The organism is Microbacterium aoyamense, assembly GCF_023155855.1.
In the GTDB taxonomy this organism is placed as follows: domain Bacteria; phylum Actinomycetota; class Actinomycetes; order Actinomycetales; family Microbacteriaceae; genus Microbacterium; species Microbacterium aoyamense.
The window spans coordinates 1,016,749-1,031,082 of the sequence record NZ_JAKNUT010000001.1; the positions used below are offsets into that span (position 1 = coordinate 1,016,749).

The 14,334-nt window shown below is 68.5% G+C and carries 12 protein-coding genes; 5 read left to right on the forward strand and 7 right to left on the reverse strand.

Annotated features, from left to right (window positions below):
* Window positions 1-57 precede the first annotated feature (57 nt).
* The gene (locus MA876_RS05260; protein ID WP_248146691.1) at window positions 58-987 is read left to right on the forward strand and encodes an HAD family hydrolase; all 930 of its coding nucleotides are present in this window, start codon (window positions 58-60) and stop codon (window positions 985-987) included.
* A gap of 259 nt (window positions 988-1,246) precedes the next feature.
* Entirely contained in the window at window positions 1,247-2,152 is a 906-nt protein-coding gene (locus MA876_RS05265) for a putative endonuclease domain-containing protein (protein WP_248146693.1), read from the forward strand.
* A gap of 605 nt (window positions 2,153-2,757) precedes the next feature.
* Here MA876_RS05265 and MA876_RS05270 read toward each other — a convergent pair.
* A complete protein-coding gene (locus tag MA876_RS05270; RefSeq protein WP_248147184.1) occupies window positions 2,758-3,648 on the reverse strand; it encodes a formylglycine-generating enzyme family protein in 891 nt (296 codons plus the stop codon).
* Between the two features lie 161 nt (window positions 3,649-3,809).
* Between MA876_RS05270 and MA876_RS05275 the strand changes: the two genes are divergently transcribed.
* A complete protein-coding gene (locus MA876_RS05275) occupies window positions 3,810-5,537 on the forward strand; it encodes an ABC transporter ATP-binding protein (RefSeq protein WP_248146695.1) in 1,728 nt (575 codons plus the stop codon).
* Window positions 5,534-7,645, forward strand: a complete 2,112-nt coding sequence (locus MA876_RS05280; RefSeq protein ID WP_248146697.1) for an ABC transporter ATP-binding protein — start codon at window positions 5,534-5,536, stop codon at window positions 7,643-7,645. The genes MA876_RS05275 and MA876_RS05280 overlap by 4 nt, the downstream gene beginning before the upstream one ends.
* A gap of 52 nt (window positions 7,646-7,697) precedes the next feature.
* Here MA876_RS05280 and MA876_RS05285 read toward each other — a convergent pair whose 3' ends face one another.
* From MA876_RS05285 to MA876_RS05300, 4 genes are read right to left on the reverse strand one after another with little or no spacing between them, the layout of a single operon-like run.
* Window positions 7,698-8,048 carry an SHOCT domain-containing protein gene (locus tag MA876_RS05285; RefSeq protein WP_248146700.1) on the reverse strand — a complete coding sequence of 117 codons (351 nt, stop codon included), beginning with the start codon at window positions 8,046-8,048 and terminating at the stop codon, window positions 7,698-7,700.
* A gap of 2 nt (window positions 8,049-8,050) precedes the next feature.
* Window positions 8,051-8,485, reverse strand: coding sequence for a DUF6325 family protein (locus tag MA876_RS05290; protein ID WP_248146702.1), 435 nt, complete (start codon window positions 8,483-8,485; stop codon window positions 8,051-8,053).
* A gap of 22 nt (window positions 8,486-8,507) precedes the next feature.
* Entirely contained in the window at window positions 8,508-9,179 is a 672-nt protein-coding gene (locus MA876_RS05295) for a GAP family protein (protein WP_248146704.1), read from the reverse strand.
* Entirely contained in the window at window positions 9,179-10,918 is a 1,740-nt protein-coding gene (locus MA876_RS05300) for a SulP family inorganic anion transporter (RefSeq protein WP_248146706.1), read from the reverse strand. Before MA876_RS05300 ends, MA876_RS05295 begins: the two co-directional genes overlap by 1 nt.
* Window positions 10,919-11,056: 138 nt before the next feature.
* On the opposite strand from MA876_RS05300, the gene MA876_RS05305 reads away from it, so the two are divergent.
* Window positions 11,057-13,420, forward strand: a complete 2,364-nt coding sequence (locus MA876_RS05305) for an arylsulfatase (protein ID WP_248146708.1) — start codon at window positions 11,057-11,059, stop codon at window positions 13,418-13,420.
* Between the two features lie 59 nt (window positions 13,421-13,479).
* On the opposite strand, the gene MA876_RS05310 is transcribed toward MA876_RS05305, so the two are convergent.
* Both MA876_RS05310 and MA876_RS05315 read right to left on the reverse strand, forming a co-directional pair.
* Window positions 13,480-13,815 (reverse strand): SHOCT domain-containing protein, encoded by a 336-nt coding sequence (locus MA876_RS05310; protein WP_248146710.1) that lies wholly within the window; start codon window positions 13,813-13,815, stop codon window positions 13,480-13,482.
* A 25-nt stretch (window positions 13,816-13,840) separates the two neighbouring features.
* Window positions 13,841-14,260, reverse strand: a complete 420-nt coding sequence (locus MA876_RS05315) for a DUF6325 family protein (RefSeq protein WP_248146712.1) — start codon at window positions 14,258-14,260, stop codon at window positions 13,841-13,843.
* Window positions 14,261-14,334 lie beyond the last annotated feature (74 nt).

Genomic DNA, 14,334 nt, shown 5'->3' on the forward strand with positions numbered 1-14,334 from the left:
GGCAGGGCCGCGCATCCAACCGGACAACGCAAGCGGAGCTATGTCTAGGGTCAACTCATGAGCAACACCCTGCCGTCGTGGCGAGACACGCCCACCCGAGCGGCGATCCTCGAGTTCGTCTCGGCCGTCACGACCGACGGGAGCCCCGACTTCGTGCCGGTCGACGGCCGCGTGGCGGTCTTCGACAACGACGGGACGCTCTGGACCGAGAAGCCGATGCCGACGCAGCTGCACTATCTGCTCGAGCAGTGGAAGGCCGCCGCGGCCGCTGATCCGGCGCTCGCCGAGAAGCAGCCGTACAGAGCCGCGGTGACCGGTGACTACGCGTGGCTCGGCGCGGCGATCGACAAGCACTACGCCGGCGACGATTCCGATCTCGGTGCGCTCATCGCGGCGGTGTCCGCGTCGAGCGCAGGCGCCAGCGTCGAGGAGTACGAGGCATCCGTCGCCGCCTTCTACCGAGACGCCCGCCACCTGACCCTCGGGAGCTCCTACGCCCATACGGTCTACCAGCCGATGGTCGAGCTCATCCGGCTGCTGGACGCCCACGACTTCCGCACGTACATCGTCTCGGGCGGCGAGCGCGACTTCATGCGGCCGATGACGTACGACTACTACGGCATCCCGGCGCAGCGCGTCATCGGCACGGCGATGGGGCTCGAGTACGATGCCGACGCCAACGTCGTGCGCTACACCCCGAAGCTCGCCTTCTTCGACGACGGGCCAGAGAAGCCCGTCCGAATCTGGACCCGCGTCGGCAGGCGCCCGATCCTCGCGGCGGGCAACTCGAACGGCGACATCCCGATGCTCCGGTTCGCACAGGGCTCGTCGCGCAGCCTCGCCCTGCTCGTGCACCACGACGACGACGGGCGCGGTGACGCGCCGTACGACAAGGGTGCCGAGTTAGCGTTGGATGCCGCATCCGTCCACGGATTCACGGTCGTGAGCGTCCGCGACGACTGGTCCGAGGTGTTCCCCCCAGAGTGACGAGCCGGTCGGCTCGGCCGTCACGGTCTGTCGAACCGTCGCGAATGGCCGCGCGCTGGTGGCGAGCCGGGCCCCTGCAGCGAGCCGTCCCAGATGGTCATGTGCTGGTGGCGAGCCGTCGCGAATGGCCGCGCGATCGGGCTCGGTGCGCCCGGACGCGACGGTTCGCTCTCCTCCACAGGGGAGTGCCCCGCGCAGATCCTGCACGACATCGGCCGTGAGTCAGGTGCGCATGTTCGTGTGGGCGCAGGCTATCGGGATGCCTCGTCCTTCGCCGCTGCCGTCGTCGCTGCGCCTCGACGGGTTCACCGTCGCCGAAGGGCGTGCGCTCGGGGTGACGAGACGGCGGATGCGGGCCGGCGATCTCGAGACGCCTTTCCACGGCGTCCGGGTCCGACGAGGGCCGATGGATGCTCGCGCCCGAGCGGCCGCGTATGCACCGAAGCTCCGCGAGAGCGAGGTGCTCAGCCACGCATCCGCTCTCGCCGTGTTCGGCGTATGGACGCCGTCCCGCTGCACTGCAGCCGTCCACGTCATGACCTTCGGCCCCAGCGAGCGGGCCAGGGGTGCGGGGGTCCGGGGGCACGAGTCGGAACCCGGACGCGTGCGCCGTGCTCACGTCGGTGACATTCCGATCGTGCATCCGGCCGATGCGTGGTGCCAGCTCGGCGAGCACCTGTCGGTGCGAGAGCTCGTCCTCGTCGGGGATGCCCTGGTGCGGCGCCGGAACCCGATCCTGACGATCAGCGATCTGCACGAGGCGGTGCAGCGATGGAGCGGTCGGCGCGGAGTCCAGAACCTGCGCGGGGCGGTGCGGCTCGTGCGTGAACGCACCGACTCGTACGCAGAGACCGAGCTGCGAATGGACGCCCTTGAGGCGGGCCTGCCGGAACCGGAAGTGAACGGCGCGATCCTCGATGAGAATGGGCGGATCGTGGCCCTCGGCGACCTCGTCTTCCGCCGATACAAGACGGCGCTCGAGTTCGACGGCGAGCAGCATCGCGCGGACAACGCGCAGTTCGCCCGCGATGTCACGCGCCTCGATGATGTCGCACGACTGGGGTGGCGCCTGATCCGGGTCACCAAGGCGGATCGCGGTGTCGCGCGTGCGGCGAAGCTCGCGCGCGTCCGCGAGGCGCTCATCGATCGCGGCTGGCGCCCCTGACGTCCGGCGCTTGCCCCGTGGTCGTTCACGGCTGCGCGAGCCGTCTCGTGTGGCCGCTGGATCGGTGGTTGAGCGGCCGTTCGGGACGGGTCGCGGGGGTGTCGCGGGCGTTGACGTGCGAGCCGTCTCGTGTGGCCGTTGGATCGGGGGTTGCGCGGGCGTTGACGTGCGAGCCGTCTCCCGTGGCCGCAGGATCGGGGTTTGAGCGGCCGTTCGGGACGGCTCAGGACAACGCGACCGGCCGTTCGAGACGGGGCAGGGCAACGCGACCGGCCGTTCGGGACGGTGCGCGGGGGTGTCGCGGGTGTTGACGTGCGAGCCGTCTCGTGTGGCCGCTGGATCGGGGGTTGAACGGCCGTTCGGGACGGTTCAGCGCAACGCGACCGGCCGTTCGAGACGGTTCAGCGCAACGCGACCGGCCGTTCGGGACGGTTCGCGGGGTGTCGCGGGGGTTGACGTGCGAGCCGTCTCGTGTGGTCGCTGGATCGGGGTTTGCGCGGCCGTTCGGGACGGGTCGGCGCAACGCGACCGGCCGTTCGGGACGGTTCGCGGCGGCGCGGCGGCGTGCCGGCGCGCGGTCGGAAGGCGACGGACGAACGGCCTGATCAGGCGTCGCGCGCGATGCGGAAGCCGATGTGCGACATGCCCGTGTCCTCGGCCTGCGGCGAGCGCGCCGCGGGACGGAAGCGCAGACAGTACTCGGGCGAGCAGAGGTGCGAGCCGCCCTTGAGCACGCGGCGGGGTGTGGCGAATCCGTCCTGCGCACTCGCCGTCGCGAGCAGATTCGCGCGCTTGCCGGCATCCACCGGCTTGTCCGACAGTCGCAGGTGCCGGGGCGTGTAGTAGTCGCTCGTCCACTCCCAGACGTTGCCCGTCATATCGAAGAGTCCGTACCCGTTGGCGGGGTACGAGCCGACCGGCGCCGTGCCGCCGACCCCCTGGTTGTCGTAGGGGAACCGCCCGAGCCACGAGTTCGCCTGGGCGACGCCGTCGGGGTACGCTTCGTCACCCCACGCGAAGCGCGCGCCCACCAGTCCTCCGCGGGCCGCGTACTCGTGCTCGGCTTCGGTGGGCAGACGCCCGCCCGCCCATTCGGCGTAGGCCACGGCATCCTCGAAGGCGATGTGGACGACGGGATGCCGCAGCAGCCCGTCGATCGACGAGCCGGGCCCCGCGGGCCGACACCAGAAGGCGCCGGGCTGCCAGCGCCACCACGCGCGCCAGTCGTCCAGGCTCACGGGGCCCGTCGTCGGAGTGAAGACCATCGCCCCCGGCACGAGGTCGGCAGGATCGGCACCCGGGAATGCCGCGGGATCGAGCTCGCGCTCGGCGACCGTGACATAGCCGGTGGCGTCGACGAAGCGCGCGTAGTCCTCGTTCGTCACCTCGTACCTGTCGATGAGGAACGCCGCGATCTTGCGCTCGTGCACGGGTCGCTCATCGGGGTAGAAGTCGTCGGATCCCATGCGCAGCGTGCCCGCCTCGATGAGGACCATGTCACGCGCGGGAACAGTCATCCCCCCACCGTAATGCGGCGGATTCGCTCACGGCGTACCCCTGGGGTTGGAAGGATGTCGGGTCCTGGTCGTAGCCTTTACAAGCGCTTGCGGCATCCGCACTTGTGGCGCCATCTCACCGCTCTACCTTCGGAGACACCGTGCTCGGCAAACTCCTGTTCCGCTATCTGAAGCCCTACAAGTGGCTTCTCCTCGCGCTGCTGATCTTCCAGGTCATCTCGGCCGTCGCGACGCTGTACCTGCCGCGACTGAACGCCGACATCATCGACCAGGGCGTGTCGCAGGGCGACGTGCCCTACATCTGGTCGACCGGCGCCCTCATGCTCGCGATCTCGCTCGGCCAGATCATCGCCGCGATCATCGCGACGTACTTCGCGGCGAAGGCGTCGATGGCCGCGGGCCGCGACATCCGCCGCGACATCTACGAGAAGGTGAGCGCGTTCTCCGAGCGCGAGGTCTCGGCGTTCGGGCCCGGCTCCCTCATCACCCGCAACACGAACGACGTGCAGCAGGTGCAGATGCTCGCGATGATGGGCTCGACGATGCTCGTCACCGCCCCGCTGCTCGCGATCGGCGGGGTGATCATGGCTCTGCGGCAGGACCTCGGCCTCGGCTGGCTGATCGCGGTCGCCGTCCCCGTTCTCCTCGTGATGGTGCTGCTCGTCGTCAGCCGCATGGTGCCGCTCTTCCGTCAGTTCCAGAAGAAGCTCGATGCCGTCAACCGCATCCTGCGCGAGCAGCTCACCGGTGTGCGCGTCGTCCGCGCCTTCGTCCGTGAGGACATCGAAGAGGAGCGGTTCGCCGTCGCGAACACCGACATCATGGTCGTCGGCCGCAAGGTCGGATCCCTCTTCGTGCTGCTGTTCCCGATGGCGATGCTCGTGCTCAACGTCACGATCGTCGGCGTCATCTGGTTCGGCGGCATCGAGGTGAACGAGGGCAGCATCGAGATCGGCACGCTCTTCGCCTTCATGCAGTACATCGCGCAGATCCTCATGGGCGTGCTCATGGCGAGCTTCATGGTCATCATGATCCCGAGGGCCGCCGTGTCGGCCGAGCGCATCGGCGAGGTGCTCGCGAGCGAATCCACGCTCGTCCCCGCGTCGAACCCGATCTCGGACTTCCCGGCTCGCGGGGCGGTGCAGTTCCGCGATGTCGAGTTCAGCTACCCGGGCGCCGAGTCGCCCGTGCTACAGGGGATCACCTTCGACGCGGCCCCCGGCGAGACCGTCGCCGTCGTCGGGTCGACGGGATCCGGCAAGACGACGCTCGTCTCGCTGATCCCGCGGCTGTTCGACGTCACCGGCGGCGCCGTGCTCGTCGGCGGCGTGGACGTGCGCGAGGCCGATCTGGACGTGCTGTGGAAGGGGATCGGCCTCGTGCCCCAGCGCCCCTTCCTCTTCTCGGGCACCGTCGCGTCGAACCTCCGGTTCGGGCGTGAGGAAGCCACCGACGAAGAGCTGTGGGCCGCGCTCGAGATCGCGCAGGGCCGCGACTTCGTCGAGCAGATGGAAGGGCAGCTCGAAGCGCGTATTTCGCAGGGCGGCACCAACGTGTCGGGCGGCCAGCGTCAGCGTCTCGCCATCGCGCGCGCGATCGTGCACCAGCCCGACCTGCTCGTGTTCGACGACTCCTTCTCGGCCCTCGACCTCACGACCGACGCCCGCCTGCGCCAGGCGCTCTGGCGCGAGCTGCCGCACGTGACCAAGATCGTCGTCGCGCAGCGCGTCTCGACGATCACCGAGGCCGATCGCATCCTCGTGCTCGAGGACGGCCGCATGGTCGGCCTCGGCACGCACGAGGAGTTGATCGAGTCGAGTCCGACCTACCGAGAGATCGTCGATTCGCAACTGGCGGTGCAGGCATGAGCACTCCAGAGATCCTGAGCGAAGAAGAACAGCTCGAGCTCGAACTCGCCGAGCAGGCGCGGCAGAACTCCGGCGACTGGGACAGCGTCAAGCCGGGCAAGGCGGCGAACTTCGGCAAGAGCTTCGGCCGGCTGATCGGGCTGCTCAAGCCCCATGCGGTCGCCTTCACGATCGTGTCGATCCTCGGTGCGATCGGCGTCGTCCTCGCCGTCATCGCCCCCAAGATCCTCGGCGAGGCGACCAACATCATCTTCGAGGGCGCGGCCTCGCTCATGCTCGCGCAGACGTTCCCCGCGGGGACGTCGCAGGCCGATGTGGTCGCCGCACTCGAAGCGGCCGGCCAGACCGACTTCGCCAACATCGTCGGAGCGATGGACGGCCTGGTCGTCGGTCAGGGCGTCGACTTCGATGCGCTGCGCCTCGTGATCGTCGCGGTCCTCGCGATCTATGTCGCGTCGTCGCTGCTCAGCTGGATCCAGGGCTACGTCATCAACATCATCATGGTGCGCGCGATGTGGCAGCTGCGTCAGGACGTCGAGGAGAAGATCAACCGCCTGCCGCTGTCGTACTTCGACAAGGTGAAGCGCGGCGACCTCATCTCGCGCGTGACGAACGACATCGACAACATCACGCAGACGATGCAGCAGTCCCTGTCGTCGGCGCTCACCTCGGTGCTGACGGTCATCGGCGTGCTGTTCATGATGTTCTCGATCTCGTGGCAGCTCGCGCTCGTCGCGCTCGTCTCGCTCCCCCTCATGGGCGTCATCTTCGGCATCATCGGACCCAAGTCGCAGAAGGCCTTCGGCATCCAGTGGCGCAAGGTCGGCATGCTCAACGCCCGCGTCGAGGAGTCGTTCTCGGGCCACGCGCTCGTGAAGGTCTACGGGCGCGAGAAGGACTCCCGCGAGAAGTTCGAGGCCGAGAACGAAGAGCTCTACCAGGCGAGCTTCCGCGCGCAGTTCCTCTCGAACGTGATCATGCCCGGCATGATCTTCATCGGAAACCTCACCTACGTCGGCATCGCGGTGCTCGGCGGCGTGATGGTCGCCAGCGGCCAGCTCCGACTCGGCGACGTGCAGGCGTTCATCCAGTACTCGCAGCAGTTCACCCAGCCGCTGTCGCAGCTGGGCGGCATGGCCGCCGTCGTTCAGTCGGGCGTCGCGTCGGCCGAGCGCGTCTTCGAGCTGCTGGATGCCGAGGAGCAGGAGCCGGATGCCGTGGACGCCCCGAAGCCGGTCGACGGCGAGGGCGTCATCGAGTTCGAGCACGTCAAGTTCTCGTACACGCCCGAGCGTCCGCTCATCACCGACCTGTCGTTCCGGGTCGAACCGGGTCAGACGGTCGCGATCGTGGGCCCGACCGGCGCCGGCAAGACGACGCTCGTCAACCTGATCATGCGCTTCTACGAGCTCGACGGCGGTCGCATCCTGCTCGACGGGCAGGACATCGCCGAGCTCACGCGCGACGATGTGCGGTCGCGCACGGGGATGGTGCTGCAGGATCCGTGGCTCTTCGCCGGGACGATCCGCGACAACATCCGGTACGGCCGTGAGACGGCCTCCGATGAGGAGATCATCGCGGCCGCCACGGCGACCCGTGTCGACCGCTTCGTGCACTCGCTGCCCGACGGCTACGACACCGTGCTCGACGAGGATGCCTCGAACGTCTCGGCCGGCGAGAAGCAGCTCATCACCATCGCGCGTGCGTTCATCGCGCAGCCGTCGGTGCTCATCCTCGATGAGGCGACGTCCTCGGTCGACACGCGTACCGAGCTGCTGCTCCAGCAGGCGATGAACCTGCTGCGGCAGGGGCGCACATCGTTCGTCATCGCGCACCGGCTCTCGACGATCCGCGACGCCGATCTCATCCTGGTGATGGAGCACGGCGACATCGTCGAGAAGGGCACGCACGAAGAGCTCATCGCGGCACACGGCGCCTACTGGCGCCTGTACCAGTCCCAGTTCCAGCAGGCCGCGACCGATCTCGACGCCGAAGCGGCCCTGCTCGAGGGGTCCAGCACCGCGACGGGCACGATTCCCGTCGTCGAAACGGTCGAGGCTCTGGAAGCCGGCGTCATCCCGCCCGCGCCGGGTCCGCGGGTCGACTGACACACGAAAAGGCGGCGGACGAGGCATCCTCGTCCGCCGCCTTTCGTGTACGTCAGCCGAGCAGTTTCGCCTTCGCCGCGGCGAACTCCTCATCGCTCAGGATGCCCGCCTCTTTCAGCGAGGCGAGCTTCTGCAGCTCCGCGACGATGTCGACGCCTCCGGCGGGCGCAGCCGGCGCGGCGGGTGCGGCAGGGGCCGCGTACTGCGCTGCGGCCGCCTGGGCGGCAGCGTCGATCTGCGCCTGCTGCTGCGCGGCCTGGTACTGCTCCTGCTCGTACTGCGCCTGCGCCTTCTTCTGCTGGTTGTTCGCCATCGCGCCCGAGACAGCGGTCGCGGTGCCTGCGACGACGGCCGTGCGTGCCGCGAGACCGATGAGGCCGGGACGGCCCATTCGACGGATCATGGTCATTCTCCTTCGGACTGTGCGGCGTCGAGCACCGCGTTGACGATGGGCGCGGGGATGCGCTCCGCGCTGAGGACGACCGCACCCGCGGCGGCGATCTTCTCGGCGAGCGTGCGGGCGAAGAGCAGCTCGAGGGCGACGATGATCGCCGACCCGCCCGGCGGAACGAGCTCGGCGAGCTCGATGATGTCCTCTTCGCCGGCGATGCCGAGCTCAGCGAGTTCGATGTCGCCGAGCCCCTCGACGATGTCGCCGTCCTCGATCTCGACGATGTCGATGTCGCCGTCCTCGGACTTCGACACGATCACCAGGTCGAGCAGGCGGAAGAGCCCGCCCTCGACGAGATCGGCGAGGGCGCTCAGCACCCCGGGGTCGGGGCGGTCGCCTTCGAACCCGACGAGGTAGAGCTCGACGGGGCCATAACGGAATTCGGCCATGGTGATCCTTTCGTGGTGGTTGTCAGAAGCTTCCGATGCCCTTGCCGATCAGCGAGACGCCGATGAACAGCAGCAGCACGGCCATGATGACGGTGTTCTCGCGCTCGAGCCAGCCCTTCAGCTCGTCGAGCGGTCCGCGCAGCTTCGCGGACGCGATGAGGTAGCCCACGACAGGCACGAGGACGGTGGATGCCGCGATGACGGTGAACACCGTGATGACGACGATCACCTCGCCGACGGCGAGATCGGCTGAGCCGATGTCGACGCCGGCACCCGCGGCGAGCAGGAGGTTCTTGGGATTGATCGCCGACAGCAGGAACGCCAGACCGAGCGCGGTCGCGAATCCCATGCCGTCGATCGCTTTCATCCATTTCGGCAGTTCGGGCTCTTCGTCCTCCTTCGGGCGCTTGCGCCACTGCCCGGCGGCGAGCACGATCAACAGCACCCCGAGGACGAGCTGGACGACGCCCTGCACCGGATTCGAGGCATCCGGATCCGCCGGCGCCACGGTGGACGAAACGAGCGTGAAGACCGTGACCGCCACGATGATGCCCGCGACCCAGCCGAGCAGGAAGCCGACACTCGTGACCCGCGCCCGCGGCGAGAGCAGCATGAGGATCGCCGCGATGATCGGGATCGGGCTGATCGCGACCCCGAGTGCGAGCGGAAGCACCTGGCCGATGACGGCACCCATCAGTTGCTGCTCCTCGTGATGTTGATCGGCCCGGCCGGTGGCGAGTGGTCCGGGAAGAGCTTCGCGCGGATCCTGTCCACCAGCGTGGGGGAGGGCGTGAGCGCAGCGACCGCGGCGCGGTTGGTCGGGTAGACGTCGGCATCTCCGAGGATGCCGAAGCGCGCGAGACGATCGCGCGCGTCGCTGCGCACGCGACTGAACGCGAGCGAGATGCCTTGACCGTCGAGCCAATCGCGCAGCCCTTCGAAAGCCTCAGACCCGGTGACATCGACGTCGGTGACGGCTTCCATGTCCACCACGACGTGGTGCACGGCATCGGCGCCCCCCGTTGCCGTCACGGCAGACTTCACGGCGGTCGAGAACACGTCGCCGTTGGCGAAGAAGAGCGGCGCCGCCATGCGCACGACGATGACCCCGGGTGCCGTCACCGAGCCGTGCGGTGCCTCCTCGAGGAGCGAGTCGGCGGGGTTGTCGTTGAGGGCGAGCACGTCGATCGCGGGCGTCGCGGCGCGCTTGGCGAGATTGATGAGAGCGAGCACGAAGGCGACGAGGATGCCGGGGATCGCGCCGATGAAGAGGGTGACGAGGAAGCACACGGCGCCGATCCAGAACTCGAACCGGTCGAGACGCCAGAGCGTGCGGAACTCCGCGATGCCGAGAAGGGGGAGGATCGCGACGCCCACGACCGCACCGATGGCGGGCGACGGGATGTCGGCGAGGAGCGCCGTGCCGAAGATCAGCAGCACCAGCGTGCCGCCCGCCAGCACGAACGACGGCAGCTGCGTGCGCGAACCCGCTTGGTCCATCGCGGCGGTGCGGCTCGTCGAGGAGCCCATCGCGAAGCTGCCCTGGGCGCCTGCGGCGAGGTTGCCGAGACCGAAGGCGAACAGGTCGCGGTTGGGGCTCGTCGGATAGTGCCGCTTCTCGCCGTACGACCTCGAGACGAGCAGACCTTCCGCCGTCGTCACCATCGTGAGGGCGATCGCCGACGGGATGAGGGCGAACCACATCGACCACCCGAGGATCGGCCACGTGAGCTGCGGGGGACCGGCGGGCACGGTGCCGAGGACATCGACGCCCGCGTCATCCGCGTCCGAGATCACGACGACGACGGTCGCGACGATCAACACGACCAGCGCCCAGGGTACGACCGGCAGGAAGCGGCGACCGACGAGGAGGATCGCGATCGACCCGATCGAGATGAGCAGCGACCACACGTTCATCGTGGGCAGCCCGGTGACGAGCCCGACGACCTTGCCTGTGAACTCCCCGCCCGAGTCGATCTTGACGCCGAGCATCTTGGCGATCTGCGAGACGAGGATGTCGAGCGCCAGGCCGCCGACGAAGCCCACGAGGATCGGCTTGGAGAGGAAGTTCGCGAGGAACCCGAGCTTGAACACGGCGAGGAGGAGGAACAGGATGCCCGAGATGATCGCCTGTGCGAGCGCCATCGTCGCGTAGTTCGCGGATCCCGCGGCTGCGAGGCCGCCGATGGATGACGCCACGAGCGCCGCGGCCGCGGCATCCGGCGATGCGACGACCTGGCGTGATGAGACGACGAGCGCGTAGACGATCGTCGGCACGATGAGCGCGTACAGACCCGCCGTCGGGGGGAGCCCGGCGATCTGCGCGTACCCGATGTTGAGCGGGATCGCGATCGCGAGGAGCGTGACTCCGGCCAGGAGCTCCGTGCCCACGTTCTTGCGCGTGAGGCCCGCGAGAGGTCGTTGCACAGTCATCCCTTCGCCCCGTCATCCGAGGCTAGCGCGAGGCGCGACGCATGACGACGGGTGAGGACGCGAAGTCACCCAGAACGGGTGACGAGTCCGCGCCACCCTCCGGTTAGCGTGCAGGCGTATCCCGAGAGAGGTCTCACCATGAGCGCTGACCGGCACGCCCGCACGATGCTTCCGATTCCGGACCTGCCCGCACCCGGGCTCACGACGTTCGACGCGAGGGATCCCGACACGTCGTTCCCGCCGATCGAGCCGCTGCTGCCGCCGGAAGGCGCGCCGAACGTGCTCATCGTCCTGCTCGACGACGTCGGCTTCGGAGCATCCAGCGCCTTCGGCGGGCCGTGCTCCACCCCGAATGCGGAGAAGCTCGCGGCGGGAGGGCTCACACTCAACCGCTTCCACACGACGGCGCTGTGCGCGCCGACCCGGCAGGCCCTGCTGACGGGTCGCAACCACCATTCGGCGGGGATGGGCAGCATCACAGAGACGGCGACCTCGGCGCCCGGATACAGCTCGCTGCGACCCAACACGAAGGCTCCGCTCGCGATGACTCTCAAGCTCAACGGCTATTCGACGGCGCAGTTCGGCAAGTGCCACGAAGTGCCGGTGTGGCAGTCCTCGCCGATGGGTCCGTTCGACGCGTGGCCGTCGGCGGGCGGAGGGTTCGAGACCTTCTACGGCTTCATCGGCGGCGAGGCGAACCAGTGGGAGCCCGCTCTCTACGAGGGGACGACCCCCGTCGAGCCGCCCGCGACTCCGGAGGAGGGCTATCACCTGACGGAGGATCTCGCCGATCGCGCGATCGGGTGGATCCGCACGCAGAAGGCGCTCATGCCCGAGCGTCCGTTCTTCGCCTACCTCGCCCCCGGGGCGACCCATGCACCCCACCACGTGCCGCCCGAGTGGGCCGAGAAATACCGCGGCGCCTTCGCCGACGGCTGGGACGCGCAGCGAGAGAAGACCTTCGCCAAGCAGAAGGAGATGGGGGTGATCCCCTCCGACGCCGAGCTCACCCCTCGTCACGCCGAGATCCCCGCGTGGGACGACATGCCCGAAGAGCTCAAGCCGGTGCTCGAGCGCGAGATGGAGGTGTACGCGGGCTTCCTCGAGCACACCGACCACCACGTCGGGCGGGTGATCGATGCGATCGCGGACCTCGGCATCCTCGAGAACACGCTGATCTACTACATCATCGGCGACAACGGGGCCTCCGCCGAGGGAACCCCCAACGGCGCGTTCAACGAGATGGCGAACTTCAACGGCATGGCCGCTCTCGAGACGCCGGAGTTCATGCTGTCGAAGATGGACGAGTTCGGCTCGCCGACGTCGTACAACCACTACGCCGTCGGGTGGGCGTGGGCGATGGACACGCCGTTCCAGTGGACGAAGCAGGTCGCCTCGCACTGGGGCGGGACCCGAAACGGTGCGATCGTGCACTGGCCTGCGGGCATCGCCGAGAAGGGCGGACTCCGCTCGCAGTTCACGCACGTCATCGACATCGCTCCGACGATCCTCGAGGCGGCAGGACTGCCGGAGCCCACGATGGTCAACGGCGTGCAGCAGTCGCCCATCGAGGGCACGAGCATGCTCTACGCCTTCGATGCGCCCGATGCCGAGGAGCGTCACGATCTGCAGTACTTCGAGATGTTCGGCAATCGCGGCGTCTACCACCGCGGCTGGAGCGCCGTGACGAAGCACCGCACGCCGTGGCTGCTGATGGAGCAGACCGCGGCGCTCGACGACGACGTGTGGGAGCTGTACGACGGAAGCGTCGACTACAGCCAGGCTCGCGACCTCTCGAAAGAGGATCCCGATCGGCTGCGAGCCCTGCAGCGACTCTGGCTCATCGAAGCGGTGAAGTACAACGTGCTGCCGATCGACGATCGCACTGGTGAGCGTCTCAACTCCGACCTCGCCGGGAGGCCGACGCTCCTGCGGGGCACATCGCAGCTGCTCTTCTCGGGGATGGGCCGCCTCTCCGAGAACAGCGTCGTGAGCGTCAAGAACAAGTCGTTCTCGGTGACAGCGGAGATCACCGTCCCCGCCGCCGGAGCGAACGGCGTCGTCATCGCACAGGGCGGGCGCTTCGGCGGTTGGACGATCTACTTCCACGAGGGTCGCGCCGTCTTCGACTACAACGTCCTGGGCATCCATGAGTTCGTCACGCGCGCCGAGGAGCCGCTCGCGGCGGGCACCCACCAGGTCCGGATGGAGTTCGCCTACGACGGCGGCGGCCTCGCGAAGGGCGGCGGAGTGAGCATCTACTACGACGGCGAGCTCGCGGGCACCGGCCGGGTCGGGGCGACGCAGCCGATGATCTTCTCAGCCGACGAGACGACCGACATCGGCTACGACTCGGGCACGGGTGTGAGCAGCGAGTACACCCCGCAGACGAGCCGGTTCATCGGCAAGATCGCGTGGGTGCAGATCGACCTCGGTCTCGACGACCACGACCACTTCATCGACCCCGATGAACGCATGCGCATCGCGATGGCACGGCAGTAGCCGCACACGCGAAGAACGGGGGTGCCGAAGCCTGGCACCCCCGTTCTTCGTCGTACACGTCAGGCGAGCAGCTTGGCCTTGCCCGCAGCGAACTCCTCGTCCGACAGGATCCCCTGCGCGTGCAGCTGGGCGAGCTGGTTCAGCTGTGCCATGAGATCCGATCCTCCCCCCGCGGTAGCCTGTGGCGCGGGCGCGGCAGCCTGTTGGGCTGCGACGGCCTGCGCGGCAGCGGCGTTCATCGCCGCCTGCTGCTGCTGGGCCTCCCACGCTTGCGCTTCGGCTGCCTGATTGGCCTTGTTCGCCTGGTGCGACGCGATGCCGCCCGATACAGCGGTCGCCGTTCCGGCCACGACGGCCGTTCGCGCCGCGAGGCCGATGAGGCCGGGTCGTCCCATTCTTCCGAGCATTGTCGTTCCTCTCTCAGGCCGCGTGTTCGGACAGGTAGGCGTTGACGAGGGGCGCGGGGATGCCCTGCCGCGCGAGCACGGCTCCTCCGGCATCCCAGAGGGCGCCTGCGAAAGCCTTCGCCCACAGGAGCTCGACGACGAGGATCGCGGCGGACGTGCCGGGTGCGACGCCCGCGGCCAGGTCGGCGATGTCCTCACCGCTCGCGAGGCCCGCGAGGTCGAGCGCCGGCGCGGCGTCCGAGACGACCGTGTCGGACAGCTCGAGCAGCGTGAGCTCGTTCTCGAGCGAGCGTGCGACGAAGACGAGGTCGAGCACGTTGACCGTTCCGGCCGCGACGAGGTCGTCGATCGCCTGCAGCACGCCCGGTCCGGGTGTGTCGCCCTCGAAGCCGATCGCATAGAACTCGATCGGACCGTAGTCGAATGTGGTCATGGGTACCTCCGGGTCCTGGTGACGGTATGCCTCAAGCCTCCCGTTCCCGGCCCGGAGGGTCGTCACCCCGGAGG

What these genes read in the sequence shown, in the direction of transcription:
- MA876_RS05260 (WP_248146691.1), top strand. Translation starts at nt 58, where the DNA reads ATGAGCAACACCCTGCCGTCGTGGCGAGACACGCCCACCCGAGCGGCG.
- MA876_RS05265 (WP_248146693.1), top strand. Translation starts at nt 1,247, where the DNA reads ATGCCTCGTCCTTCGCCGCTGCCGTCGTCGCTGCGCCTCGACGGGTTC.
- MA876_RS05270 (WP_248147184.1), bottom strand. Translation starts at nt 3,648, where the DNA reads ATGGTCCTCATCGAGGCGGGCACGCTGCGCATGGGATCCGACGACTTC.
- MA876_RS05280 (WP_248146697.1), top strand. Translation starts at nt 5,534, where the DNA reads ATGAGCACTCCAGAGATCCTGAGCGAAGAAGAACAGCTCGAGCTCGAA.
- MA876_RS05285 (WP_248146700.1), bottom strand. Translation starts at nt 8,048, where the DNA reads ATGATCCGTCGAATGGGCCGTCCCGGCCTCATCGGTCTCGCGGCACGC.
- MA876_RS05290 (WP_248146702.1), bottom strand. Translation starts at nt 8,485, where the DNA reads ATGGCCGAATTCCGTTATGGCCCCGTCGAGCTCTACCTCGTCGGGTTC.
- MA876_RS05295 (WP_248146704.1), bottom strand. Translation starts at nt 9,179, where the DNA reads ATGGGTGCCGTCATCGGCCAGGTGCTTCCGCTCGCACTCGGGGTCGCG.
- MA876_RS05300 (WP_248146706.1), bottom strand. Translation starts at nt 10,918, where the DNA reads ATGACTGTGCAACGACCTCTCGCGGGCCTCACGCGCAAGAACGTGGGC.
- MA876_RS05305 (WP_248146708.1), top strand. Translation starts at nt 11,057, where the DNA reads ATGAGCGCTGACCGGCACGCCCGCACGATGCTTCCGATTCCGGACCTG.
- MA876_RS05310 (WP_248146710.1), bottom strand. Translation starts at nt 13,815, where the DNA reads ATGGGACGACCCGGCCTCATCGGCCTCGCGGCGCGAACGGCCGTCGTG.
- MA876_RS05315 (WP_248146712.1), bottom strand. Translation starts at nt 14,260, where the DNA reads ATGACCACATTCGACTACGGTCCGATCGAGTTCTATGCGATCGGCTTC.